Annotated in this window: 21 protein-coding genes and 1 tRNA gene; 16 read left to right on the top strand and 6 right to left on the bottom strand. The window is 51.7% G+C overall.

All coding sequences use genetic code 11. The features are described 5' to 3' along the window. Positions 1–8 precede the first annotated feature (8 nt). Positions 9–1,427: an argininosuccinate lyase gene (gene argH / locus Q3F21_RS18440; protein WP_340256300.1), complete on the top strand. Its 1,419-nt coding sequence runs from the start codon at positions 9–11 to the stop codon at positions 1,425–1,427. A gap of 270 nt (positions 1,428–1,697) precedes the next feature. Here the strand turns inward: argH and Q3F21_RS18435 are convergent, their stop codons facing one another. After that, entirely contained in the window at positions 1,698–2,138 is a 441-nt protein-coding gene (locus Q3F21_RS18435) for a VOC family protein (protein ID WP_340256298.1), read from the bottom strand. A gap of 717 nt (positions 2,139–2,855) precedes the next feature. Here Q3F21_RS18435 and Q3F21_RS18430 point away from each other — a divergent pair. Continuing rightward, positions 2,856–3,902, top strand: a complete 1,047-nt coding sequence (locus Q3F21_RS18430) for a glyceraldehyde-3-phosphate dehydrogenase (protein WP_340256295.1) — start codon at positions 2,856–2,858, stop codon at positions 3,900–3,902. 182 nt (positions 3,903–4,084) lie between these two features. On the opposite strand, the gene Q3F21_RS18425 is transcribed toward Q3F21_RS18430, so the two are convergent. Continuing rightward, a complete protein-coding gene (locus tag Q3F21_RS18425; RefSeq protein WP_340256292.1) occupies positions 4,085–5,215 on the bottom strand; it encodes an HD-GYP domain-containing protein in 1,131 nt (376 codons plus the stop codon). Between the two features lie 136 nt (positions 5,216–5,351). Here Q3F21_RS18425 and nrdR point away from each other — a divergent pair, with 136 nt between their 5' ends. The 3 genes from nrdR to dnaI all read left to right on the top strand — a co-directional run bounded on the left by nrdR (position 5,352) and on the right by dnaI (position 8,454). After that, positions 5,352–5,822 (top strand): transcriptional regulator NrdR, encoded by a 471-nt coding sequence (gene nrdR, locus Q3F21_RS18420; RefSeq protein ID WP_340256289.1) that lies wholly within the window; start codon positions 5,352–5,354, stop codon positions 5,820–5,822. A gap of 203 nt (positions 5,823–6,025) precedes the next feature. Beyond that, positions 6,026–7,504, top strand: a complete 1,479-nt coding sequence (locus tag Q3F21_RS18415) for a replication initiation and membrane attachment family protein (RefSeq protein ID WP_340256286.1) — start codon at positions 6,026–6,028, stop codon at positions 7,502–7,504. Between the two features lie 8 nt (positions 7,505–7,512). Next, positions 7,513–8,454 (top strand): primosomal protein DnaI, encoded by a 942-nt coding sequence (dnaI, locus tag Q3F21_RS18410; protein ID WP_340256283.1) that lies wholly within the window; start codon positions 7,513–7,515, stop codon positions 8,452–8,454. Here the strand turns inward: dnaI and Q3F21_RS18405 are convergent, their stop codons facing one another. Continuing rightward, the gene (locus Q3F21_RS18405) at positions 8,455–9,108 is read right to left on the bottom strand and encodes a YdcF family protein (protein WP_340256280.1); all 654 of its coding nucleotides are present in this window, start codon (positions 9,106–9,108) and stop codon (positions 8,455–8,457) included. Between the two features lie 340 nt (positions 9,109–9,448). On the opposite strand from Q3F21_RS18405, the gene Q3F21_RS18400 reads away from it, so the two are divergent. Together Q3F21_RS18400 and Q3F21_RS18395 are read left to right on the top strand one after the other, a co-directional pair. Further along, positions 9,449–12,034 (top strand): Ig-like domain-containing protein, encoded by a 2,586-nt coding sequence (locus Q3F21_RS18400; RefSeq protein ID WP_340256277.1) that lies wholly within the window; start codon positions 9,449–9,451, stop codon positions 12,032–12,034. Positions 12,035–12,324: 290 nt separating this feature from the next. Beyond that, on the top strand, positions 12,325–14,172 hold the full coding sequence (locus tag Q3F21_RS18395; RefSeq protein ID WP_340256274.1) for a copper amine oxidase N-terminal domain-containing protein: 1,848 nt from the start codon (positions 12,325–12,327) through the stop codon (positions 14,170–14,172). 186 nt (positions 14,173–14,358) lie between these two features. On the opposite strand, the gene Q3F21_RS18390 is transcribed toward Q3F21_RS18395, so the two are convergent. The 3 genes from Q3F21_RS18390 to efeO are packed head-to-tail and all read right to left on the bottom strand — an operon-like array spanning position 14,359 to position 18,458. Continuing rightward, positions 14,359–16,260, bottom strand: a complete 1,902-nt coding sequence (locus tag Q3F21_RS18390) for an FTR1 family iron permease (RefSeq protein ID WP_340256377.1) — start codon at positions 16,258–16,260, stop codon at positions 14,359–14,361. 8 nt (positions 16,261–16,268) lie between these two features. After that, positions 16,269–17,540, bottom strand: a complete 1,272-nt coding sequence (gene efeB, locus Q3F21_RS18385) for an iron uptake transporter deferrochelatase/peroxidase subunit (protein WP_340256270.1) — start codon at positions 17,538–17,540, stop codon at positions 16,269–16,271. A gap of 3 nt (positions 17,541–17,543) precedes the next feature. Further along, a complete protein-coding gene (efeO, locus tag Q3F21_RS18380) occupies positions 17,544–18,458 on the bottom strand; it encodes an iron uptake system protein EfeO (protein ID WP_425341278.1) in 915 nt (304 codons plus the stop codon). A gap of 341 nt (positions 18,459–18,799) precedes the next feature. Between efeO and Q3F21_RS18375 the strand changes: the two genes are divergently transcribed. The 9 genes from Q3F21_RS18375 (at position 18,800) to Q3F21_RS18335 (ending at position 26,201) form a co-directional block, all read left to right on the top strand. After that, positions 18,800–18,875: transfer RNA gene (locus Q3F21_RS18375), tRNA-Ala, on the top strand. A gap of 303 nt (positions 18,876–19,178) precedes the next feature. After that, entirely contained in the window at positions 19,179–19,745 is a 567-nt protein-coding gene (locus Q3F21_RS18370) for a MarR family winged helix-turn-helix transcriptional regulator (protein WP_340256267.1), read from the top strand. Continuing rightward, positions 19,738–20,712 carry an alpha/beta fold hydrolase gene (locus tag Q3F21_RS18365; RefSeq protein WP_340256264.1) on the top strand — a complete coding sequence of 325 codons (975 nt, stop codon included), beginning with the start codon at positions 19,738–19,740 and terminating at the stop codon, positions 20,710–20,712. Before Q3F21_RS18370 ends, Q3F21_RS18365 begins: the two co-directional genes overlap by 8 nt. Positions 20,713–21,164: 452 nt before the next feature. Next, positions 21,165–21,824 carry a TetR/AcrR family transcriptional regulator gene (locus tag Q3F21_RS18360; RefSeq protein WP_340256261.1) on the top strand — a complete coding sequence of 220 codons (660 nt, stop codon included), beginning with the start codon at positions 21,165–21,167 and terminating at the stop codon, positions 21,822–21,824. A gap of 22 nt (positions 21,825–21,846) precedes the next feature. Further along, positions 21,847–22,215, top strand: coding sequence for a DUF4180 domain-containing protein (locus Q3F21_RS18355; RefSeq protein WP_340256258.1), 369 nt, complete (start codon positions 21,847–21,849; stop codon positions 22,213–22,215). Positions 22,216–22,418: 203 nt separating this feature from the next. Beyond that, entirely contained in the window at positions 22,419–22,940 is a 522-nt protein-coding gene (locus tag Q3F21_RS18350; protein WP_340256255.1) for a TetR/AcrR family transcriptional regulator, read from the top strand. Between the two features lie 154 nt (positions 22,941–23,094). Further along, positions 23,095–24,066 carry an SDR family NAD(P)-dependent oxidoreductase gene (locus tag Q3F21_RS18345; protein WP_340256252.1) on the top strand — a complete coding sequence of 324 codons (972 nt, stop codon included), beginning with the start codon at positions 23,095–23,097 and terminating at the stop codon, positions 24,064–24,066. Positions 24,067–24,373: 307 nt separating this feature from the next. Beyond that, positions 24,374–24,928 carry a MarR family winged helix-turn-helix transcriptional regulator gene (locus Q3F21_RS18340; RefSeq protein ID WP_340256249.1) on the top strand — a complete coding sequence of 185 codons (555 nt, stop codon included), beginning with the start codon at positions 24,374–24,376 and terminating at the stop codon, positions 24,926–24,928. An 82-nt stretch (positions 24,929–25,010) separates the two neighbouring features. Further along, entirely contained in the window at positions 25,011–26,201 is a 1,191-nt protein-coding gene (locus Q3F21_RS18335; protein WP_340256246.1) for an MFS transporter, read from the top strand. Positions 26,202–26,224 lie beyond the last annotated feature (23 nt).

Raw genomic sequence — 26,224 nt, 5'->3', positions numbered from 1 at the left:
GGAACACGATGAAATTATGGGGCGGACGTTTTACGAAGCCGACGGACAAGCTGGTCGAGGAATTTACCGCTTCGATCGGCTTTGACCAAAAGATGGCGGAAGACGATATCCGTGGCTCGCTGGCTCATGTAAAGATGCTGGGGGCTTGCGGCATTATTCCGCAGGAGGATGCCGATACGATCTCCGAGGGTTTGCGCGCCATTCTCCGGGATGTCCGGGAGGGACGTTTTGTGTTCTCCGTGGAAAACGAAGACGTCCATATGAACATTGAAAAAAGCCTGATCGAGCGGATCGGTCCCGTAGGCGGCAAGCTGCACACCGGACGCTCCCGGAACGACCAGGTGGCGACGGATATGCACCTCTACCTGCGCCGCGAGACGAAGCAGATTATCGCGTTGGTGACGGAGCTGCTGCAAGCCTTGACGGATTCGGCCAAGGAGCATCAGGACGTGATCATCCCGGGCTACACCCATTTGCAGCGGGCCCAGCCCGTGCTCCTGGCCCATCATTTGCTCGCGTATTTCGGCATGTTCGCCCGCGATGCGGAAAGGCTGCAGGACGCGCTCAAGCGGATTGACATCCTGCCGCTGGGAGCGGGAGCATTGGCCGGCACCACCTTTCCGATCGATCGGGAGCTCGTCGCCAGCGAGCTGGGCTTTGCCCGCATCTACGAAAACTCGATGGACGCCGTGAGCGACCGGGATTTCGTCCTGGAATTCCTCGGGGCTTCCTCCATTTTGATGATGCACCTGTCCCGCTTCTGCGAAGAGATGGTTCTCTGGTCGTCTACCGAATTCGGCTTCGTGGAGCTGGACGACGCGTACTGCACAGGCTCTTCGATCATGCCGCAAAAGAAAAATCCCGACGTGGCCGAGCTTTTGCGCGGCAAGACAGGCAGAGTGTACGGCAATCTGTTCGGGCTGTTGACCGTACTCAAAGGCTTGCCGCTCACCTACAACAAGGATCTGCAGGAAGACAAGGAAGGCATGTTTGACACCGTGGAGACGGTAAAGGGGGCCTTGGCCCTGTTCGCGGGGATGGTTCGCACGATGGAAGTCCGCCGGGAGCGGCTGGCGCAGGCAGTCAAGGAGGATTTCTCCAACGCGACAGACCTCGCCGACTACCTGGTCCGAAAAGGCATGCCGTTCCGCCAGGCGCACGAGGTGATCGGAAAGCTGGTCTTGTATTGCATCACCAAGGGCAAATTCCTCGCCGACCTCACACTGGAGGAGTACCAGGAGCACAGCCCGCATTTTGAGCAGGACGTGTATGCGGCCATCGACGTGAGGACAGTGGTCGACGCCCGCGACGTATTCGGCGGCACCGGCAGCAAGCGCGTGCAAGCGGCCATCGAACGTGCCGACCAAACCATCTCCGAGCTGAAGGACTGGGTGGACGAGGCAATGAAAGTCGAGCCGCTGGACTAAACAGGGGAATATTGGAATCGATTAGCTCTTTCATAAGAAGACAATGCAAAACACGGGTACCGTCCACAGGTGCCCGTGTTTTTTAATAAGTGTAAACTCTTAAACACTCGACTGAATAAAATACGAGAGCTCAAGCGATCTGGATCGCTGGCCATGCCGCTTTCTCATTTACTGACGGTATTTCACTGTCAGGAAATCTCCAGCTGAGAAAGCTATCCAGCAAACTCATGATCGCAGCCGTATATTGTCCACGTTATAATTTGCTTCTGTTTAGGACAACTCTTTTTCCCGTTTCATTCTTTGAGAAATGGGATGATCATCTTTTAGCTCCAGCAAATCCCACAGGTTCCCGTACAGATCCTTAAATACCGCAACCATTCCATATGATTGCTCTTTAGGTTCTCTCACAAATTCGATACCTCTAGAAACCATTTCATGATAATCTCTCCAAAAATCGTCTGTATGTAAGAAGAGAAAAACTCTACCGCCTGTCTGATTGCCTATAAAGGGCTCTTGCTCAGGCTTAGATGCCCTTGCAAGCAATAAAGTAGTGCCAACCGAACCAGGGGGAGATACTACTACCCACCGTTTATCTCGCTCTGGTTGATAGATGTCCTCTACTAATGTGAAATTTAGCTTTTTCGTATAAAACTCTATTGCCTCGTCATAATCTTTCACAACGAGAGCGATATGCACGATTGACTGTACCATATTTTGAACTCCTCCAATTATTTTGACTTGCTTCAATCATCTTGCCAGCACATCCAAATTAATAGTTGAAATGATTCATGAAAGCAATTATCACATATCATTTCCTATCCATTCTGCTCTTCTAAAAAACAAAAGTTGATTCTTTATTTTACTGCATCTCATGCAATCCTGGAATCAACCGATAAGCGTCCCCAAACATAACTGCCGCTAACGAATCACTGCCAGTCAAATCTAGTTTTTTTTTCAGTAAACCTCTATGATTCGCTTTCAAGAAAGACGGTCAAAGGAAACAAGCTGTAGAGATGAAAAAGGGAGAAAACAGCGAAGGTCTTTGGGACACTACCCAGGCCTCCATCCAAAAGCGGAACACGTATTTAGCGTCCAACCTCTGAGTTGCCTCCTGAATATACTGCTTTTGGACGCGGTTCCGCTTTTGGATGGGGGCCGGACAGACGGGCTTCCGTGCAGTGTCCCACCGAACCTGAAGCGTTTTCTCCCTTTTTCATCTCCTCCGCCAAAGCCCCTCCATCAGCTTTTCTTAAAAAAACTCTCCAAACAGCGAAAAGCAGGCCAAAAACAAGGAAAAATCAGGACAAACGAATAAGGCAAATCGTCCAAATATTTATTTTTCAGTAAAACACATTGATAATTGTGTCATACTTATTATAATAAGAGTAACGGATAAGTGTAACTCAATAAGGGAAGGGGTTTCTAAATATGACTATCAAAATAGGTATAAATGGTTTCGGCCGAATTGGGCGCATGGTATTCCGCCGCGCCGTTCAGGACCCCAACATCGAAATCGTCGCTATCAACGCCAGCTATCCGCCTGAAACACTCGCTCACCTGTTGAAATACGACACCATTCACGGACGGTTTAACCATAAAGTGGAAGTACAAGACAACAAAATCATCGTAGACGGAAAGCCTACCGTTGTCCTCTCAGACCGCGACCCGCTCAAGCTCCCCTGGGGAGACCTCGGCGTGGAAATCGTCGTGGAAGCGACCGGAAAGTTTAAGGACCGCGAAGGGGCTGGCAAGCATCTTGCGAGCGGCGCGAAAAAAGTAGTTATCACCGCACCGGCTAAAGAAGAGGATGCGACTATCGTGATGGGTGTAAACCATGACATCTACGATCACGAGAAGCACCACATCATCTCCAATGCGTCTTGCACGACCAACTGCCTGGCGCCGGTTGCCAAGGTGCTGCATGAGTCGTTTGGCATCGAGCAGGGCCTGATGACCACGGTCCACTCCATCACCAACGACCAGGTAAACATCGACAATCCGCATAAAGACTTGCGCCGTGCTCGTGCGGCCGGAGAATCGATCATCCCGACGACGACTGGTGCGGCCCGTGCCGTAGGAAAGGTATTGCCAGAATTGAACGGCAAACTGAACGGCTTTGCGCTGCGTGTACCGACGCCAAACGTCTCCGTGGTCGATCTCGTCATCAACACCAAGAAGCCGGTCACCGTAGATGAAGTAAACCGCGTGCTGCGCGAAGCGGCGGACGGCAGCATGAAAGGGTATATCGAATTCTGCGACGAGCCGCTCGTCTCCAGCGACTTCAACGGAAATGACCACTCCACGATCATCGACGGACTGTCCACCCTGGTGATGGGCACCAATCAAGTCAAAGTGATCGCCTGGTATGACAACGAGTGGGGCTACTCCTGCCGCGTAGTCGATTTGGTTCGCCACGTGTCCGAAGACCACTACCGGGCTCGCCAAGAGGCTCAGGCAGCAGTTGGCGCGAAGTGATTTCGAAAAGGGAACAGTGAATAATGAAAAATGAAAGCGAAAACCCCCAGCTGCTTGGGGGTTTTTGAGCATCTTTTTTCGTGTTCCATGCCAGAATCGTCACATAAAAAAGGCGGAGAAGCAATTTCTCCGTCCCATTAGGTAATACCTTAATCCCGGCAGCCAGCATTTCAAAACAACAGCTACGTCTCCTGGTTCTCTGCCAATCCACCGATGGAAAAAAGCTGATCGTCTTCGAAGCCGACGATAAACAGCTTGATATTTGTTTTCAAATCCAGATCATAGCTCGCCCGCACATCATTTCCTCGTCCGTCTTTCAGGATGCGGACGGTCGGACGATGACAGTAATCCGGGTCGACGCGGCAGACGACGCCTACTTCGCCGGTGTTCAGCACCACACTGCTTCCGATGGGAAATATCGCGATGTGGCTTCGGAATGCATTGATCAACCGATGATCAAACAAGTGGCCGCCAGCCCCCATGAGATATTCAAGGGCGTCCTGGGGCATGTAGCGCTTGCGCCAGGGGCGAGGAGAAGTGAGCGAGTCGTAAATATCGCAAATGCCGACAATTTGTGCATATTCGTGAATATTCTTACCCTTCAGACCTTGAGGAAATCCGCTGCCGTCGAGCCGTTCATGGTGCTGCAGGCAGACGTGGGCAGAGAGAAGGGAGATATCATGCTGCTTGCGCAGAATATTGAACCCGAGGAGGCAGTGCTGCTTGGCGATTTCCATTTCCTCCTGGCTCCAGCGTTCGGTCTTCTGCAGCATCTCGGCAGGCAATTGGGTCTTGCCGATATCGTGCAGCATCGCGCCGATCCCCAGCTCCATCAGCTGATTGCGGTTGTACCCGATCGACATGCCCACGGCAGTAGACAGCACCGCGACGTTTACGGAATGGTGGTACAGCGATGGGGAGTGAGTAGAAATACTGGCCAGATGCATGACGATTTGCCTATTTTGCATCAGGTCGTCCAGGATGGACCCAAACGCGTGTTGAAAGTGAAGGCCCATTTCCTTGAGCGAGATTTTGCGGGCCAATTTATTGGAGTTGGTGATCTGCTTGACGGTTTTCTCGATGGTTTCTACAGCGACCTGGCGGGTCTCCGGACGGATGACATCCTCGACCACGATGTCCCCGGTGCGCGGATCGTCTATGTATAGAGAGTCGATGCCGGACCGCACCAGCCCCTGGATGAGGCGATCGGTAAGAGTCATGCCGACGCCAAGCAAAACCTTGCCGTCTTCCGTGAAGATCGTGCGTCCCACTTTCATCCCGGGGAGCACCTGTCTGATTGAAACTAATCTCATACGAATCCCTCCAGCTTGTACCATTATTGTACTCCAATAGTCAGGTGTGTGAAATAGGTAGAAGGATTGACTTGACTTCCGCTGTCAAATTGAGGGACACTAGTAAAAGCATTGACAGTATTGGAGTTGATTTCGGATGCGATGTCCGTTTTGCGAGTATAACGGGACTAGAGTCCTAGATTCCCGCCCTTTTAACAATAACAAGTCAATCCGGCGTCGACGCGAATGCGAAGCGTGCGAGCGCCGTTTCACGACGTTTGAAGTGGTCGAGGAGACGCCGCTGTTGATCATCAAAAAGGACGGAACGCGTGAGGAGTTCAGCCGGGAGAAGGTCCTGCGCGGGTTGGTCCGGGCATGCGAGAAACGGCCTGTCTCGCTTGAGGTGCTGGAGAACGTCGTAAACGAGATTGAAAGAGAGCTGCGCAGCTGCGGTCAAGCCGAAATACCGAGCAAGGATGTCGGGGAAAAGGTCATGGAGCGCTTGTACCATGTGGATGAAGTGGCATACGTCCGTTTCGCATCGGTCTACCGCCAGTTCAAAGACATCAACGTCTTCATGAAAGAATTGGAGGAGCTGCTGTCCCAGGCACGCGGCAGCACCGAATAAGAATAGCGATTGCAACCACGCTTCTTCTAGGTATTTAGTCTTGGGCGACGGGCGTTTTGCCTCCGCCTTTTTTGGCGTTCACGTAAAACAGTTGTCGCTGCGGGGGGTGTCCGCTGACCGCGCCTTCCAGCCACTCTCGTATCTATCGACAGCCGGACATGCTATAATAGGAGAACCAGAATGGACAGGAAGGAACAAGACACATGCGCCGTCTCGTTTGGAACGAACTGTTGCCCAAAGATCGTTACGTGGTCCGGATGATGAGGCCGCTCAGCTTTGCCGAGCTGGGCTACGTCACGCAGCTGTATTTGCCGATCATCGGTTCAGATTCGTTTTCCCTCTATCAACTGCTCGTTCACGAGGTGCAGGAGGCAAGCGGGGCGGCAGCTGAAAGCACACACCGCAATCTGATGCTGATGAGCGGACTTACGCTGGATCGTTTGCTGTCCGCCCGGGAACGGCTGGAAGCGCTCGGGCTCGTCTCTGTCCGCCGCAGGGAGAATCTGCAGCGGGACTACTTTTACGAGTACATGGTGAAGCCCCCGCTGACGCCGAACGAATTTTTCGGGGATTACGTATTGTCGCTCATGTTGTTAAACAAAATTGAAAATATTCGATACCAGCAGCTTCGCCAAAAATATGCGGACCTCCTGGGCGCAGCGCTGGATCAGGACTATACCGTAACCGAAGATGTGACCAAGGATTTTCACGAAGTGTTCCAATCCTTGAAAGCTTCCGAGCTGGAAGTGCATCGCGGCTCGGAGCGGGAGCGGTTCCTCTCGGAGATGGAGAAAAGCTATCCTCCGGCGCCGATGCAGGCCGGGTTTGAGCCTTCCGTGGACCATCCGCTCAGCCTGTCTTCGCTGCGCCATTACCTCCCGGACAACGCCAGCTCCGACAAGGTCTTTTCCAAGGAAGGCGTCGAGGTTCTCTACAGGCTGCACCATTTCTACCAGCTTGACAGCTGGGGACTGGGCCAGGAGCTGAGAGACTGGACGCTGTACAAGCCGGACGGCTCGCTCGACAGCGAGGTGCTTCGCAAACGGCTGATTCAGCGCTACACCGACGACAAGCTGGTGCGGACGGTGCCGAGCGCGATCCCCGGAGAAGAAGAGTGGGGGCCGGGCCAGCTGCCTCCGCCAGGCAGCGAAATGTTCGTCCGCGTCTGCCGCCAGCTGTCACCGCTTACCCTGCTGGAGAAGGTCGTCGGAGGCCGCGTGAGCAAGGTGTTTCTGGAGCGTGCCGAGAGCCTTCTGTTCAGCGATCAGATGACGGTTGAGGTGGTCAATGCGCTGCTTCTCCATACGCTCGGCAGTATGCAGATGGAGCTGCCCAAGGCGTACATGGAGACGATCCGCGACAGCTGGAAGGCTAAGCGGATTGCGACAGTGGATGAAGCCGTCCGCCAGATACTGGAACGCGCCGACCAGAAAGCGCAGCACGCAGAGAAGACAAGGCAGACAAAGACGGGCAAGGATACTCCCGTGCGGCGCAACGGCCGCGCCGTTTTGCAGGACAAGCTGCCTGCTTCGGTGGAATGGCAGCTTTCCCAGGAGCAGCAACAGCAGCAAAAGGCAGCAGAGCAGCAGCAAAAAGAGCCGGAGCGGGTCAAGACGATAGAGGATGATCCGGAACTGAAAAAGATGCTCGAATCCCTCAGGAAGCGGCAGAGAGGAGTGTAAAAAGCCAGATGGAATCAATCGGTGAATTTATGCAAGAGCTGGCCAAGCGGACACCGCGGCAGCTGCTGACGCCAGACCAGCAGCTGGACAAGATGTTCCGGTCATCCGGCTATCTTCAGGCGTTTCAGCAGGCGCATCCCGAGCTTGGCCGCGAGGATTATCTCAAAGCGCTCTCCAGCGTCTATACCGCCGTAAAGGAGCAGTACTGGTGCGAGCGCTGTCCCGGACTGGAGAAATGCCCGAATCTGGTCAAGGGACACAGAACAAGGCTCGAATTGAATCAAGGTTCCATTGTGAGTCCCATCGCTCCTTGTGAAAAGCAGCAGGTGTACGAGGAAGACCAGCGCCGCCGCCGGTTGATGCGCAGCTACTATATTTCCGAAGAAACGATGCAGGCCAGCTTTGAGAAATTGGAGCTGGATGCGGAGAATCGGGCGGCCGTTGCAGCGGGGATATTGTTTTGCGAGCGTGCAGGGACTGGCGAAAAGGTAAAAGGGCTGTATTTGCACGGACCGTTCGGGGTCGGAAAAAGCTATCTGATGGGGGCGATCGCTCGCGAGCTTTCCGAACGGAACGTCCCCTCGCTGATGGTCTATGTTCCGGATTTCATCCGGGAGATGAAAGATTCGCTGGCTGATCATTCCCATTCGGAGAAGCTGGAGGTATTAAAGGAAGTGCCGGTGCTCATCCTCGATGACATCGGAGCGGAAAATCTGACGCCATGGGTGCGCGACGAGATCATCGGCGTGATTTTGAATCACCGCGTGAACAATCATCTGCCCACCTTGTTTACTTCCAACTACTCGCTGGAAGAGCTGGAGGAGCACATGTCGATCTCCAACGGCAACCGGATCGAACGGACAAAGGCGGCTCGCGTTTTGGAGCGAATCCGCCATTATGTCGATGTATTCGCGATTATGCGAAAAAACCAGCGAATCGAAGAGTCATAGTCAAAACGGATGCGAGAGGTGCCACTTGGTTAAAGCCAGCACCTCTCTTGCTTTGTAGTAAGGGCTGTACAAGACATGGGATGTCACACCGACTGGCGAAGCATCCAGATCGATCGTCTCGGCCATGTCGACCGCGCGTGCCAGATGGTAGTCGTGGCTGACGACGAGCGCCTGCGAGAGACCGTGCTGCTGCATGATCTCCTTGCTGAAAAGCAGATTTTCGTAGGTATCGCGGGCTTGATGCTCCATGAAAATCCGATCTTCGGGCACCCCCTGCTCAACCAGATAATTTCTCATCACGCTAGCTTCCGTGGACGTTTTCCCTTCGCCGAGACCTCCCGTTACCAGCAAATAAGGTACATACCCTTGACGATAAAGCTCCAGCGCCTGATCCAACCGCTCCCGCAGCCCCGGACTCGGGCGTTCGCCCCAGACGGCTGCGCCGAGAACGATCGCCACGTCCGCTTTTCGCGGCACAGCTTCCTCGATCGTGCGCTCGATTTTCCACAAAAGATATCCGGCCCAAATTCCCAAAATCGCGATGCAAACGGCAAGTATTCGCAGTATTCGCCGTTTTCCGCGTTTTTTTGGCTGCATGCGGAAAGGATACATGTGAACGGACTTTCCATCGTGATTCCCTGTTTGCTCATTCATTTTGTGTATAGCTCCTGTATCTGAATTTTTTCGTTATGGACAGTGTAACTGCCCAACCCGTTGAAAAATGTTCTGGTGCCCGACGGATGCTTGCTGGGAAAGGAAAGGTAGTCTCTCTCACCGAATCGCGCAGCCGCTCTTTAAGAAATACTGACGATTTCATCAAGGAAATCGTTACGAAAAGATTTATTCGACCTATCAAATAAATTTGACCAAAATTTGGTCTGACACGGTTTGGACACAATTTAGACACAATTAAAACTCGTGACTCATGTAAAATTATTCCCTGGTGCCGATAACCATAAAAGGGACTTTTAAATACCAACGGGGGAGGAAGATCATGAACTGGAGAAAACTGTTACTTGGGTTTCTCGCTCTGCTGCTCGTAAGTGGGGGCGGAACCGTAGGGACAGCATTGGCAGCGGATGAAATCTCACGTCTGGTCCTGTCCAAAAACGAATTAGCGATGGAGACCGGAGACACGATCGCGTTGTCAGTAACCGCAGTGTATGTCTCGGGGAAAACAGAGGATGTCACGATAAAGACGGAATGGAATAGCGAAAACGCAAGTGTAGCCTCCGTCTATGCGGGAACGGTTACAGCCAAATCGGTAGGGACCTCCGTGATTACCGGCTCTTACATGGGAAAACAAGCGGTAGCCACAGCGACCGTGACCCAAAAGCTGAAAGCCTTGACAGTGGACAAGCAGTCGGTCGATATCAGGAAGGGCAAATCCCAGCAGCTGAAATTGACCGGTTTCTATAGTGACGGAAAAACAGACGAGGTGACAGAAAAAGCGGACTGGGCAATCGATAATACATCGGTGGCCACTGTGACCAACGGACTGATCGAGGGGCATGGTTCAGGTACGGCTACGGTAACAGCCAAGTTCGGACGCCTGACCGTCGCCATCCCGGTCAGCGTGGAAATCGTCCGGCGTTTGGAGCCCGAAAAAAAGCAGCTTTCCTTGCTTACCGGAAAATTTGAAACGATCAAATTGACAGCGCTGTACCCGGATGGCTCGGTTGAAGACAACGTCGCCGATCTGGCCGAATGGTCCAGCGACAACGAAGCGGTAGCGGACGCGATCAAGGGGAAAATCACCGCATACGGACCAGGTACGGCGGTCATCACGGCCAAGTACGGCACGAAAACCGCTACCATTCAGGTAGATGTCGACTCGACTCGCACGCTGACGGTGAACAAGCAGGATCTGTTCATGCACATAGGAGACGAGCAAACGCTGGAGCTCACAGCTCTGTATGCGGATGGCAAATCGGATAACGTCACCGAAACAGCGGAGTGGAGCTCGGACAAGTCTAATGTCGCTTCCGTCAGCAAAGGGAAAATTATTGCCCATGCCTCAGGCGAAGCGGTCATTACCGCGAAATATGCAGACAAAAGCGTACAAATCAGGGTGGACGTAGAGGTTCCTCGCTACCTCGATCCGAAGCCTGCATACTTGTCGATGCGCTCAGGAAGCTCGGAGAAAATTACGCTGGAAGCCACCTTTATTTCCGGGAAACCGGAGAATATCACCGCAAAGGCAGAGTGGTCCTCTTCCAACAGCGACATCGTGTTTGTCAAGGACGGCACCGTTTCTGCCTATAAAGCCGGATCAGCCACGATTACAGCGAAATACGGCGGAAAGCAAGTGGCCATTCCGGTCGATGTAGACCTTCCGCAAAAATTGACGCTGGATCAAACAACGCTGAATCTGCAAATCGGCGCCTCTGCAGACATTAAGGCAACCGTCATCTATCCGGGCGGGGCCAATGAAGATGTGACAGCCAAAGCGGAATGGAAGAGCAGCGCGGAGAATGTAGCGACCGTTCGCCAAGGAACTGTGATTGGCGTCGGAACCGGCGCGGCCACGATTACGGCTACCTATGCGAACCGCTCCGTCAGTCTGTCGGTAAACGTAGGCGTCATTCAAAGCATCGTTCCGAGCCAAAAGAAGCTGGTCATGAAGAACGGACAGAGTGAAACGATCAAGCTGACCGCCACCTACACCGATGGCAAAGAAAAGGATATCACCGCTCAGGCTGACTGGAAGAGCGCCAATCCGGGAGTAGCAGAGGTCGTGCTCGGCAAAGTAACGGCGATGGCTTCCGGAAAAACAACGATCACCGCTGTTTTTGACGGCAAGACGATCTCGATTCCCGTCGAGGTGGATCAGGCGCAAACGCTGAGCATCGAGCCGCGCATGCTGGTGCTGACCGTCAACGAATCGGCCGATATCACGCTGACCGCCTCAGATGCTTCCGGCGTATCCCGCAAGGTTACAGATGACGCCGAATGGAAATCCAGCAATCCGAAGGTTGCGGATGTCGACAAAGGCCATGTCATCGGCTACGGCAGCGGCCGCGCTACCATTACCGCCACTTACGGCGGCAGAAGCGTCACCGTTCCAGTCGAGGTCGGAATCGTTACGACGCTGGAAGCAAACAAGCGATTTGTGTCGCTGAAAACCGGGAAAAGCGTACAGGTCGAGCTGACCGCCAAGTTCTCCGACGGCAGAACCTCGAACGTCAGCGCGGATGCCGAATGGAAAGTGTCCGGCTACAAAATCGCCGATGTGTCAAAAGGATTGATTACGGGTGTCGGCTACGGCAAGACGACCGTCACCGCCCGCTACAACGGCAAATCCGTTACCATTCCGGTCGAAGTGGATACGCTGAAGTATTTGAAAACAGACGTGGTTCAGATCGAAATGAGTAAAGGAGAGACAAAAAAGGTGAAGGCGATCGCCACCTATACGGATGGCACAGAGGAAGACGTGACCATACCTGCTCTCTGGACAACCTCCCGCCTGCTGACCGCCGACGTGAAGGACGGCATCATCAAGGCGACAGGTACAGGAAAGGCGACCATCACCGTTACGTATGGCGGCAAGCGTACACCGGTTGTCGTGATCGTGAAATAACGAATCTTGCCACAATGAGAACCCTGCGAAAAGTGCAGGGTTCTTTTTTGCGGACAGCGTTATTGCACAGGAAAACAGGAAGGGATCACGCTGTTTTTCCACCCGGCAAGAGAGGAAGACAATGCTTAGGTCCTGTGTCCTGTTTCATCTGATTGGACAAAAATATTAGGTAAAAATACCTAAAAAATCCATCGATTATTGCCGATATTAAAATGTGCATGAAATCATATCTTCTGCTTTTTCAGAAGAACAGCGATCCTACCTTTCTATGACAAAAGGAGACTGACAGCATGAAAAAGAGCATCAAAGCAAGCAGTATCGTTTTTACCGCATTTTCTCTCATTCTTTCAGCAGGAGCAGGTCCGGCAGCGGCAGCAGATTACGATACGGCGACGCTTGTCTCCACTTATTCCTTCCCCCCTGTGTTGCAGGAGATAACAGTGGAAAAGACGGGAAGCATCACGGGTACGGTAGTGGTAGATACACGGTATGAAGCGGATGTATCGCTCTTGTTCACCGATGAAAATGGAAAGGAGCGCGGGGCGATTCAAATTTGGAATGGAGGCAAGGAGAAGCTGCCTGCGGGCATCTCGACCAAAGCGAAAAACGGCAAAGATAGAGTTCTCCATCCGTCCGGACAAAGCATTGAGATCAATGTCAAAACACTCACGTTTACGATCCCCGCAAAGTCATTGGATCTGGCCCCAGGCGAGTACATGGTAGTCGTAAGGGGGCGCGACAGCGCGTTTTTCGTACCGAATGTGACGCGAGAGGAGTACTCCAAGAAAAAGCAAATCGTTCTGCCTGATATGAGAGTAGAGAAGGTTTTCCCTGGGGAAATCAAAGTCGACAAGGCTGGCGCCATTCAGATTACAATCAAGTCTTCCGCTGTTTCCGTACAAGCCAAATGGGTGCTGGTCATCATCGATGAGGATGGCGTGGAAGTAGAGCGCATCGCCATAAATCCAAAGAACCCGAAGGTTTCACTGGGAAGCCTGAAGCTTTCGTCCGGGGAATACACGCTTTATCTGGAGGTGACAGACGGCGGCGGAGTCCTTCGCTCGAAACCGGCTGTGCTTGTCATTCCCGTATCGGGAGCGGCAGGAAGCGGCACAGGGACAGCCGGTACCGGTACCGGCGGATTGACTGGCAGTGGAGCGGTCGGCACGGGAACTGCGGGCAACGGCGGATTTGCGCCGAGCGTCAACTTTCCTGGACAAATCCTCTTGTCGGAGGACGGCGCGATCCAGATTCGACTGAACATTACCAGCGAATACGCAAAGGCGCGATTTACGCTGCTGATTGCAAATGAGGATGGCAAGGTCGTCAAACGGATTCCGATCAACCTGAAAAGCCCAACCATCTCCGGAAAGGGCCTGTCTCTTCTGGCAGGCGAATACTCGCTTATTCTGGAAATGGTGAATGGCGGCAAGAAATCGTACTCTTCCGCTGTTTCCTGGACGATCTCATCGAAAAGCAGCTCGACGTTTACGATTCCGAGCGGTGCCTCCTTTCCAGGAAGCCTCAAGGTAAACAGCGATGGAACGATCAGTATCACGCTGCAGTGGAAAACCTCGTACAACGGCTACGAATGGTTTATCGTCGTCTACGATGAATACGGCAAGTCGCTAAAGCGTGTCTCGCTGAATCCGCAAAACCCGATCTTCTCCTTGCAGGGATTAAACCTGCCGACAGGAGGATACACGGTTGTCATCGAGGTGGAGGACACGGCGAGCGGTTCACGGGCCATCTCGCTTCCGGCTTTTGTCACGGTCAACCAGACCAAAGATATCGTTATTTTCATCGACGGTCAGCTGCAAACCTTCCAAAAGCCTCCGGTCGAAATCGACGGGCGTACGCTGGTTCCTTTGCGTGCGATCTTCGAAGCGCTGGGAGCAAAGGTGGATTGGGATGAGGCGACACAAACCGTAACGGCTACGAAAGACAACAACACGATACAGCTGACGATCGGGTCCAAGGTTGCTTACAAAAACGGGAAAAAGATCAACTTGGATGTACCGGCGCAGCTTTACAACGGAGACACGACGATGGTGCCGATCCGCTTTGTCAGCGAGGCGCTGGGAGCGAAGGTAGGCTGGGATGCGTACTCCAACTCGGTTGTCATCAGCAACGAGTAGGGAAAGAGCAGGAAAACGGGGAGACAGGACTTTTCCGCTGTCCGAAAGCCAGGCAGATTTCGGGCGCCATCCTCCTTGCTGAATGAAATGGTAATCACATAAAAAATCCCTCTTGCTTTGGCGGGCTCCAGACGAAGGTGCTGACGCTAGCAAGAGGGATTTTCTATTGTATGGCCATGCTCGAAATCAGGAGACAACAGCTTTGGCTTTCAGGTTTTTCCGCTCGATTCGGACAATATTCCACACAATCACCAGCAGAACGACCAATTGGGGAACGGTTCCCTCCCAGCTGGCGTATAGACCCAGCGAAGGAGCGTCGACTAAAAGATCGGACATATGGGCAGGCAGCTTGCCAGAAATCTGCAGCGCGTGGATGCTTACGCCGATAAATTTGAACGCCAAATAGTAAAGGAGCAGGCAGGCGACCAGAAAGAACGAGCGAATCGGTATGCGGGAGCTCATTTTGATCAGCACAAAGCCGATCACGGCCAGTAAGATCAGGGCAACTCCGATGCCGAGAAAGAGGTCGGACATTTGAATGGAAGACGCCATCCCGATGTAGAAGATGATCGTTTCCGCACCTTCCCGCATCACAGCGAGAAAAGACGTCAGAGCCAATGACCAGAGCGTCCCTTTGGCCACCGACGCGCCAATCGATTTTTCCACGAACTGGTTCCAGGCGCGCAGGTTTGACTTGCTGTGCAGCCAAGCGCCGATTGTCACCATGAAAACAACGGCGATCAGCCCGGTGATCCCTTCGATCAGCTCGCGGGAATTGCCGGTGGACAGATGGGACAAAAACATGGTCAGGACAAGCGCGAACGCCCCTGAGAGGACAATGCCCGCTCCGGCCCCGGACCAGATCCACTTCCGCTTGTCGGCATTTCCCGTGCGATTTAAAAACGTCAGCAGGGCCGCGATGACCAGGATGGCTTCCAGGCCTTCGCGGAACAGGATCACGCCGGCGTCCCAAGCGGTGTAGGACGCAGACTGGCTGTACGGCATGAGTTCGTCTCCCAGCTCGGCAAGCAGCGCCTCCGCCTGGTCAAGCTTTGGCGGCTGGGAGAGCAAAAGGCTCGGGATGGAGACCATCTTGTTTTCGATCCGGTTGTACGCATCCTGCGACTTCGTCAGAACGGCTCCCTCGACCGTTGGCCACGCTGCAATGAACTGGTCCATTTTGTCGGCGGCGTCTGTCGCCCGTCCGCTTTGTACATCTGTTTGCACAGCGCCGAGCAGCTGAAGCAAGTCGGAGATGCTGCGAATCTCGCTCATGCTGCCCGAATCTCCGCTGGCAGACACAGATTTTCCGGCCAAATAATCGTCCAGGACGGCGATCAATTCCTGCACTTTCTGCGTTGCCTTTTCCTTGTCCGGCGGCTCAGTGTTAAGTGCAATCCGGACGCCGGTTAGTTTGACTTCGATCTTTCCGTAAAACTTGCCGTCTTCCTGGCGGATCAGGCTCTCCGCCTTGTACCAGCCATTGACGAACGATTGGTAGCTGCTGTTGGCCTCGGCCCATTTATCTGCCTGGATCGCAGTCAGGCTGTTTTGGATCCGCGGCAGGATTTTTTTGATGCTCTCGTGCGCTTTTTCCTGCTTGCTCTCGCCGTCGAGGGAGGAGACGTACGCGTCCATCTCTTTTGCCAAGGCAGACACGCTCGCATAAACGGCATCCGTATCGGGATTTGCTTGCGAGAGCTCTTGCTCGATAGCTGCAATAGCCTCCTTGACGGCCTTCGCCTCTGGACCGCTGCTCTTGGCCGCGCCTGCAATCGGAGCAGGGGCGGCAGCATCCGGGGAATCCGTACTTGTGCCTGGCGTGGAATTACTGCTCGTACCAGACGAGGAAGCTTCCTCAGCTTCCTCCGCAGCTGTTTCCGCCCAGAGCGTTTTCAGCTTGGAGATTGCGTCCTTCACTTGATCTATATTTTTGTCTCCTGCTGAGATCAACGCGTCGCTGACGAGCGAGATCAGCTGGTCTGACTGCTTGGCAGCGCCCGATTCGGGAGCGGCAAATGAGGAGGCCGGCAACACAAGCAGGAAGCATAGCAGCAGAATCGATATTGTGCGTTTCAAAATGCCCACCTCCAACCTCACAGTAATGTATCTCCGATATAACCGCCCTGCTCGACGCCGGGCAGGCATGCGTACAGTCCGCTGCCGACGTGCACGATGTACTCATTCAAACGGTCCCGGGCGGCGAGCTTTTGCTGCATCGGGACAAATTGCTTGCGCGGATCGCGGTTGTAGCAGATAAACAGCAGACCCGCATCGAGCTGGCCGGTCTTGAGGTCAATGCCGTTCGAGTAGGAGTAGCCTCGGCGCAGGATTTGCACCTTGCCCTCCATATGTGCAAGCGCCACGTGCGAGGTCGGATCGATGAGCGGCCTTCCTTTGGCATCTTTTTTGCTGAACTCGAGCTTGGCGAATTCGTCCTTCTCCCCGATTGGCGCACCGGAATCGCGGTGGCGGCCAAAGGTCAGCTCCTGTTCGCTGAGCGAGGTGCGGTCCCACACTTCAATACGCATGCGAATCCGGCGGACGACCATGTAGCTGCCGCCTGTCATCCAGGCCGGACCGTCAGTGGGGGGAACCCAGACGACCTCATCGGCAACGCTCGCATTTTTTACATCGGGGTTGTTCGTCCCGTCTTTAAAGCCGAGCAAATTGCGGGGAGTGGAGCCTTTCGGATCAGCTGCTCCTGTGCGCTGGAAGCCTTGCTGGAGCCAGCGGAGGACAGCTTTCCCCCGGGCGATCCGGGCCAGGTTGCGGATCCCGTGGAAGGCGACCTGCGGATCGTTGGCGCATACCTGCACGACCACATCGCCATCCGACCAATCTTCGGCCAGCGCGTCCCCTTTGAAGCGGGGCATGTCGATCAGCGCCTCCGGCCGTTTCCCGGCCAGGCCAAACCTCTGGTCAAAGAAGGAAGCGCCCACCCCGAATGTAAAGGTGAGTTTTGTCGGCATTAGCCCAATGGCCTCGCCTGTATCCGTAGGGGGAAGGAATGCATTCGTGCTTTCATCCCCGACGCCCTGCCCCGCAGTCATCCGCGCACAGGCCTCTGTCCAGCTCTTGAACAGCTCTCGCACTGCTTGGACATCGGTTGTCGTCAGATCAAAAGCACCCATGCAAATAAAATCCTGCATGGGCGTCACAATGCCAGACTGATGCTTCCCGTAAAAGGGAACGATGTCTTCGGAAGTAGATGGATGAGTGTCGGAGGACCCTGATGCCGCTGTCTTGTTGTTCATCATCAGACTGCCCACGCCGCCGGCGCCGAGCAGCAGCCCGACGCCTCCTGCTCCGGCCAGCTTCAGCAAGTCGCGTCGGGTGTATGTTTTCCGGTCCTGATTGGAATCCATCCGTTACCCCTCCAACACCGTGCCGATTTTGGACAATGGCTCGGCTAAAGCGTCAATCGTTTGGCTCAGTTTTTTCGTTTCTTCCGGTTTCAGTTCTGTGTAGAGGACAAAATCGGTTCCTTTGCGGTACGGAGCAAGGGACTGGTCAAGCTCGGCAAAGCGGGTGTCGATTTCTTTCGCCAGGGCTGCATCCTTTTTCTCCAGCGTCGGCTTCAGGACCAGGTAAATTTCCTTGGCGCCTTCGACGTTGGCTGCGAAATCGTAAAGGTCGGTATGGGAGTAGCGCTCTTCCTCGCCGGTAACCTTGCTGGAGGAGACCTCGTTCAGCAGCTCGACAGCGCCGGTCACGAGCATCTGGGTGTCGATCTCGGCATGCTCCACTTTCACCCGGAGCTGCTTCACGTCCTGCAGCAGCTGGTCGGCTACCTTGTCCATTCCTTCGGTCGATTTGTCTACCCACAGCGCTTTTTCCAGACGGTGGAAGCCGCGCCATTCGTTATCCGGCACATCGCCTTCGCGGGCGTCGATCCACGGATCGAAATCTCCGAGCGATTCCGCGATCGGCTCGATTCTTTCAAAGTACATGCGGGTAGGCGCATACAGCTTTTTGGCTGTTTCCAGATCGCCCGCCTTGACGGCTTTGACGAAGGCGTCCGTTTCTTTTACGAATTGATCCGTTTGGCTGATGACGAATTTGTGGTATTGTTCGATCGCTGCTTGGTCTGCTTGGGTTGGCTCGGCGGACTGGCCGCTTGGATTTGCTTCACCGCTCTGGTTGGAGCCGGAAGCCGCGTTGGATGGCGTTTGACCGGCCAAAGCGTCGTTTTTTTCGGCAGTTCCGGCTTGGCCGCAAGCGGCAAGCATCATCGACAGGCTCAGAACGGCAAGGAGTTTGGTAGGGGTGGACTTGGTGGACACGGGAGTTTCCCCTTTCTGGCTTTGCGTTTTCGTTTTTTGTGGTTTTTAGTGAGTAAGCAAGGTTTGATGAATAAAAGGAAAAGAAAAAAGTTGGGTATAAGTAATTGATAATGTTTATCATTATCAGGGCTGTTGTTATAGTAATGGGGGGAGGCGAAATCGTCAACTGTTTTTTGTTGGAGATAGGGAGTGATAAAGAGGGGAGTGTTTACCAGAAGGGTGAGGATGTATAATGGATGGGGATAATTATTTTGTGTTTAGGAGGAGAAATTTTTTAGTTGCATCATATTTTTGGATGTGCTATACTCCTATTTGTAAGTTGAGAGAAACAGAAAAAATATGGGGCATTAGCTCAGCTGGGAGAGCGCTACACTGGCAGTGTAGAGGTCAGCGGTTCGATCCCGCTATGCTCCACCATATATCGATACCCAAACGGCAGAAATGCCGTTTTTTATTGTTGTGTTGATTCGTTTTTTACATGAAATTAATTGTTAAGTTATTCTGCCCGTTACCGTAATGATTCTGTGAGTCTAAAACATTATTTTCTCGGAACAAAGGTCAGCGGTTCGACCATCCTTTGCTCTATAGAGCCACTTGCACAAGTGCAAGTGGTTTTTTGTATTTCGCTTTGCTATAAGGAAATAGACAATGTATTGACTAAAATCATCTTCCTTGTTACGATGAAATTAGACTATATATTGTCTAAATAGGGAGATGCTTATGGATATTTATAGAGAATTATTTTTGATGCAGCAGACTTATGCCACCCTGTTTTCACTTGCAAATAAGATTCAGATAAAAGGCGACGAATACCTTAAGAGCCTGACATCCAGACAGTACATGGCGATGTTGGCGATTGCCCATCTGCGGGAAGACGAAACAACGCTCAACAACATCGGAAGAAAACTTGGCACCAGCAAGCAAAATGTGAAACAAATCATCACGATATTGGAGAAGAAAGGATACATTCACATTACACCCAGCCGAAAGGACAAGCGCGCTGTCAATGTCAAAATCACGGAATCGGGAAAACAGGTTTTATTGGAAAACGCCGAAAAAGGTATCTATTTTATTTCAGATCTTTTTACAGAATTCACGGCGAAGGAACTGGAACAAATGTGGGGCCTGTTGAAGAAATTGTATCGTTTTGACGGTGAAGACCAGGACGGTTTTGAAAAGGAAGGCTACCTGGAACCAGTTGAAAATCAAAATGAAATACAAACAAGAGTGTTAATGGAATTCGTAAAGCGAAGAAAACAATCAAAGAAGGAGAATGCAAATGATTAAGAATAAATTGGAGAGGCCCATTTGTATTGAGGAATATGTAACCATTAATGGCATCAGTCAATTTTTATATCACGTGGGAACAAACTCTGATAATCCCGTCATGTTGTTTTTGCATGGAGGACCTGGATCGGTTGAATCCTTACTCGCGAGGGCATTTCAGGAAAAATGGGAGGAAATTTATACTGTTGTACATTGGGATCAGCGCGGAGCCGGGAAAACATTGACAAAGAATCCAGATAAGCTCCCTACCATTGAATTGCTGCTACAGGATTTGTATGAAATCATTCAATACCTGAAGAGCAAATATGGCAAGGAAAAGATCGTAATTCTCGGCCATTCATGGGGCAGTGTTTTAGGATCGGTGTTTATCAGAAAACATCCTGAAGAGGCAGCTTATTACATAGGCGTCGGGCAAGTTGTCGATATGCTGGAAAATGAGCAAGTTGGCTATAACAAACTTATCGAAATGATTGAGCTATCCGGTGATAAAAAATCTAAAAAAAAGCTTCAGTCAATCGGTGAATATCCCGGTAATAAGATCGCTTTTGACAGAGAATTTTTGAAAAAGTGTGGCAAAATCAGGAAGCTCCAAGGGAAATATAACTTGGGCATGAAAATAGATCTTTCGATTTGGATAACGGTATTCAAGAGCCCCATTTTCAGATTTTCGGATATTATCGCGTTTATGAAGATTTTTCGTGCAAATGCACATCTTCACAGGTTTCTGGGGGATTTCAACCTCCGAAATGAAAAGGCAGAATATAAAGTGCCACTCTATTATATTTTGGGGGGAAATGACTGGCAGGTCCCTTATGTCGTTGCCCAGAAATACTTTGAAGAGATTAAAGCCCCGAATAAAGGCATATATATCATTCCCGATGCAGGACATATGACGATGATGGAACAACCTGAGCTATTTTTTGATGCGCTGCTGGAAATAAACAAGAAGGAATTATTGAGGGAATAATTTTAGTAGGGCGAAAGATCGTATGTTCAGTGTATTAACTGTTTTCCCTCCTTCCTTGTTCTGTATTTGGCATGATATGCCATTTTTGTGTGATACGTAATGCAATCTTTTTACTCCTGCAGGATCCTCATATTTTTTGCTAATGTACCTTCACTTAAAATAATTGTTTTCTGCTTATGTTTTGCTATATGGAAGACAACAAAGGAATATCCTATTCTCTTTCTGTAGCTTCAGTCAAAAAGAACGTACGAAGGAAACAAAACTGTAAGCAACCATACTAAGATCACTTGGTTTTTTCGCGTAACAAAGCCTTCTAGGGGGCGACCAGAATACATCCCGTAGATATCTCTTTCAACACCTTTGCTCCCTCCTTTGACAACAAGCTCCATCATCATATACACTCTTTTTATTCTGACCGTCCGGAATAAATAAAGATACAATAAGGTGAAAGAATGCCCAAAGTAGGAATGGAACCAAAGCGTCGAGCTGATGTCATCAACGCCACGCTCACCTGCATCAGCAATCACGGGATTGACGGCATGACGCTGGAAAAGGTCGCGGAATATGCGGACTGCTCCAAAGGAGTGGTCACCTATTATTTCAAGAATAAGGACAATCTAACGATCGAAGCCTTCAAGGCGTTCCTGGCGTACTATGGTCTAAAGATCGAATCGGAAATAGAAAACACGATGACAGCCGGGGAAATGATTGACGTAACGCTGCAACACATCCTGCCGCCATACCGCGATGACACAGGGAAGCGGATTAATGTTTCGCAGCTGGATGGCATTGAAAGGATGTTTATCCCGCATGAAGATCAGGCAAGGCTCTTCCTGCAGTTTTTCTCGAAAGCCATGCTGGACCGCAATTTGCAGGAAGTGGTATCCAAGAGCTATACGGCTGATATCCAAGGCATCGCGAAGATTTTTGACTACGGCAACAGGACGGGTCATATGTCGGTAGAAGATCCCCAAAGCGCCGCATATGGGCTGCTGGCGATGGTAGTCGGCCTGAGTTTCTTTCGAGTAGCGGGCATTCCGCCCGTTAATGGCGAAGACAACCGGCACATTTGCGAGGAATATATGAAACGCTTTACCAAAAATGATAAGTAATAGCGAAACGAGGGGGATGATTATGAATATTACGAAGGTAGAAGCCGGAGGGTCAAACATTGCCGTCGTGAGCGGCAACGAGATCGTGATAGGGGATGTACAGTCAGCCTTGGATCTTATGGCTACCGTCCACTACGAAACAGGCTGCGACCGCATCGTTATAGACAAGTCTCTCATAAGCGAAAGCTTTTTCGATTTGAAAACACGCCTTGCGGGGGAAATTCTTCAGAAGTTCATCAATTATCGTATGAAGGTTGCCATTGTCGGAGATTTCTCTGTGTATGCAAGCAAAAGCTTGAAAGACTTCATCTATGAATCCAACAACGGAAACGACATCTTTTTCTTGCCGACCGAACAACAAGCGATTGAAAAGGTAAGCAGGACGAAATAGCAGATCGAGAGGGAGGGAGACAGGTGTCGATCGCACGGCGTAGTCATGCTGAATGAGCGGTCTATTTCTTTTGGTTAAACGCTGTGACGATGGCGACAACCAGCGTGAAGAATCGACATGGCTGAATTGTTCCAAAGCGAATCCTGGTATATAATAAGGAACTAATTGATGAATCACTAACCTGTTAAGGAGGCGGCAACCCGATGGCGAAATCAGAGACGACCTCAGTGAATCGCAAGACGGAGATTATATCGGCGGCAATCGAGGTATTTGCGGAGATCGGATACTACAGGGCCACGACGGCACAAGTCGCAAAACGGGCCGAAATCTCGCAGCCATATATTTTTCGCTTTTTCTCGACCAAAGAAGCCTTGTTGCTGGCTGCGCTGGAGGTATCCTGGACGCGAGTAATCGATTCCTTCCGCAAGGTCGTGGAGTCCGCGTCGCCGGAGCAGCTGGAGAAAGACCTGATCCGGGTCTATGAGGATATTTTGAGCGCGCACCAGAATGAAATACTGCTTCAGATGCAGGCGCAAACGATTCAGGAAGACTCGATCCGGGAAGCGATGCGCAATGGATTCGGAGAAGTGCGCCGCTTGGTTTTGGAAGCCTTTCGTGCAGCCGGTATTCCCAATCCCGAAGAACGAACGATGCTGTTCCTGGCGCGGGGGATGCTGTGCAACATCTCGATAGCGCTGAACATGCCAGAATTGAAGGAATTTTAAGAGGGGATATACTTCTTATTTTCAAAAATTGTAATTGACTGATCAATTACAGCGTGATACAGTTTTCTCAAGTTAGTGATTAATCAATCACAGATATTCGATTCATCCAATTGTTAGTGATTGATCAATTACAATTTCAAACGAGGTGATCCCATTGGAAAAAGCGATTGTGGTAGGAGCAACCGGCGGTACAGGCGCTGCGATTATGGAAGAGCTAGCCAAGCGAGGAATTCGAACGGTGGCCTTCGGTAGATCTATTCAGAAGCTGGAGCAGCTGAGGGCAAGGCTGGGTAATCCGGAAAATGTCACGATTGCAGCTGGCGACGCTTTCCGTCCGAATGACATCGTCAGGGCTGCGGAAGGCGCCGATGTCCTGTTTCACTGCGCGAACGTGCCGTATCACGAGATGGAAAGCAAGCTGATTCTTCTAGGCGAATCCGTGATGGAGGCAGCCGACCGGCTGGGTCTGAAGGTAGTCGCCATCGACGGAATTTATCCCTACGGCAGAAGACAGATGGACCGGGTGACCGAGGAGCATCCGAAGCAGCCGCATACCAGAAAAGGAAAGACAAGGCTTGTCTATGAAAAGATGCTGTTCGACAGCAAGTGGAGCCGGGCCAAGGTCATGATCGTCCGCTTGCCAGATTACTACGGTCCCACGGCGAACGAGGCTTCTTATCTGGGATCGACGTTGGAAGCCATCGCGGCTGGCAAGATGGCCTTTTTCATCGGCAACATGCGGGTTCCCCGGGAGTTTGTTTACTTGCCGGACGCGGCATTCATGATTGCGGAACTGGCCGCCAGGGACGAGGCCTATGAGCAGAACTGGAATATACCGGGTGCGGGTCTGATTTCGGGCAAGGAGATCGTGCGAATCGCTCGGCAGGCAAGCGGAAGCGCCAAGCCCGTTATTCCGCTCGGCAGAGCAGGGCTGTCAGTGCTTGGAATGTTTGCGCCGGTGATGAAGGAGGTCGTGGAGATGCTCTATTTAACGGAAGAGCCGCTTGTCTTGAGTGGGGAAAAATACGAGAGATTGATCGGACCGATCCGGGCGACAGCCTTTGAACAAGGCATTGCGAAGACGGTACGCATGCTGCAAAGAAGGAATCGTTCTCTACAGAAGTAATTGATTGATCACTAATTTATTTCTATATAACTAACCATTGTGGGAGGCCGCTACACTGACAGTGCAGTGGTTAGCGTTTCGATCCTGGGATTCTCCGTATCAAACCCAAAGCGCAGCCGATGCAGGCTGCGTTTTTTATATGCCGGATCGCTTTTTATAAAACGCAAAAGATAGGGGTGACGACTCCCTGGCCAGGGCAGGCGGTCCGGGAGATGCAGGAAAGAGAAACATAGGCTTGCAAACTTGGGGGCAACAAGTTATATTGTCATATAGTTAGATAATCTAATTTATTATTAGAGGTGGGGCTATGGGCAGGAAAAACAATCATGACCATTTTGCGGATCAGTCGCTGCCCAAGTTAGGCGTTCAGCCTTATCTGGAGCTCATGGACAAAACCGCTTCCGGCAGCACGGATCGGCATTCGGCACATCTCGGGTTGCTGATGATGTGGCTCGGAGACAACGTTTTAGACGTGATGGACTTGGAATTGTCGCCGTTTCACATTACCGAGAGCAAATTCGATTTGCTGTTGCTGCTTACGCTTCACGATGGGAGAGAACTGGTTACTCCCTCCGCGATCGCGGAGCGGCTTGGTATCCGTCGTGCTTCCGCGACGGCTTTATTGGATTGGCTGGAAAAGAGGAATTGGATTGCACGTGAGCAAAGCTCCCTGGATCGGCGGATGGTTCATGTCAGCATTACACCCGAGGGCCGTGCATTGGTCGAAAAAGCTCTTCCCACCTTTTGGTCTGCATGTTCCTCGCTGGTAAGCGAGCTCGAGCCTGAGGAACGCAAAGCATTGGAAAAGGTGCTGGCCAAGCTGAATGCCGCTATAGAAAGAAGGCTGGGAGTGGGAAGATAAATTTTTTTCTATTAATAATTAGATTATCTAACTATATATGCGATTCAGTTTGCAAATCGAAAAAATCGAAAAGAGGTGCACTATGCGTAATTATTCTTTGATGACTGCCGTTTTATGCTGGTCTGGGATGGTTGTCATGTCAAGTCTCTACGTGACCATTCCGCTTGTTTCCATGTTTGCAGAACAATTTGATGTCACACTCACACAAGCCGCCACATCGGGAAGCGTATTTTCTATCGGATTTGCGATCGGCTGCCTGATTTATGGGGCACTGTCCGATAAATACGGACGAAAGCCGGTCATTTTTGTCGGATTGATTGTTTTATCGCTAATTTCCTTGCTGCTCGGGGCAGTGGATCGCTTTTCCTGGATACTTGTACTCAGAGGATTGCAAGGCGCCGCTGCAGCCACTTTTTCTCCCGTCGCTTTGGCATACGCCGTAGAGATGTTTCCGGCAGAAAAAAGGGTGGCAACAATCGGTTTTATCAGCACAGGGTTTCTTGTTGCCGGGATCGTCGGACAGGTGTTCAGCGGTTCGATCGGTCAGGTATACGGATGGAATGCCGTATTTTACCTGCTGGCGGCGGTTTACGCTGCCACCTCGATGCTAGTGCTATGGCTGTTGCCGAAAGGAGAGGTTCAGCATCCTCATGCCAATATTTTGGAACCGCTACAGCAGATCGGAAAACTGTTTACTCAAAAAAATCTCATGCTGAGCTACCTTGTTGCTCTGGTGCTGTTGATGTCTTTCGTAAGCGTGTATACCGTGCTGGGAAATTACTTGAGCGAGCCTGATTTTGGGCTTACCAGCGAGGAAATACTTTCCGTCCGTGCGATCGGCGTTTTCGGCATGATGATATCGCCGTTTTCTGGAAAGCTGGCGAAAAGATTTGGGGTCCGTACCGTGTTGCGCTTCGCGCTGCTGCTGGCTGTTGCGGGCATAGCCCCATTGGGGACGGCCGACAATTTGTCTCTGTTGATAGGAATGTCTCTTATTTTTGTCAGCGGAATTTCATTGGCTGTTCCTTCCCTGATCTCTCTTGTAGGGCAACTGGCAGGCAAATCACGAGGTATTGCCGTCTCGGTTTATACGTTTATCCTGTTTGCGGGAACCAGTCTGGGGCCGGTTCTATCCATTTTCTTGATGAGAACAGGCAGCTTCGCGCAGACTTTTCTGTTGCTTGCACTCGTTCTCAGTATCGGATTGCTGGCTGCTTGCTTGATTCGCGGAGAGATTCCGGAAGAAATGGGCACCAGGCAGCAATCGTCATAGTATGATACGGACCCGACGGAAGA

It is taken from the genome of Brevibacillus borstelensis (assembly GCF_037834415.1).
Classification (GTDB): Bacteria; Bacillota; Bacilli; order Brevibacillales; family Brevibacillaceae; genus Brevibacillus; species Brevibacillus borstelensis_A.
Note: the sequence above shows the minus strand (reverse complement) of the source record. Positions and strands in the feature narration are given on the sequence as shown.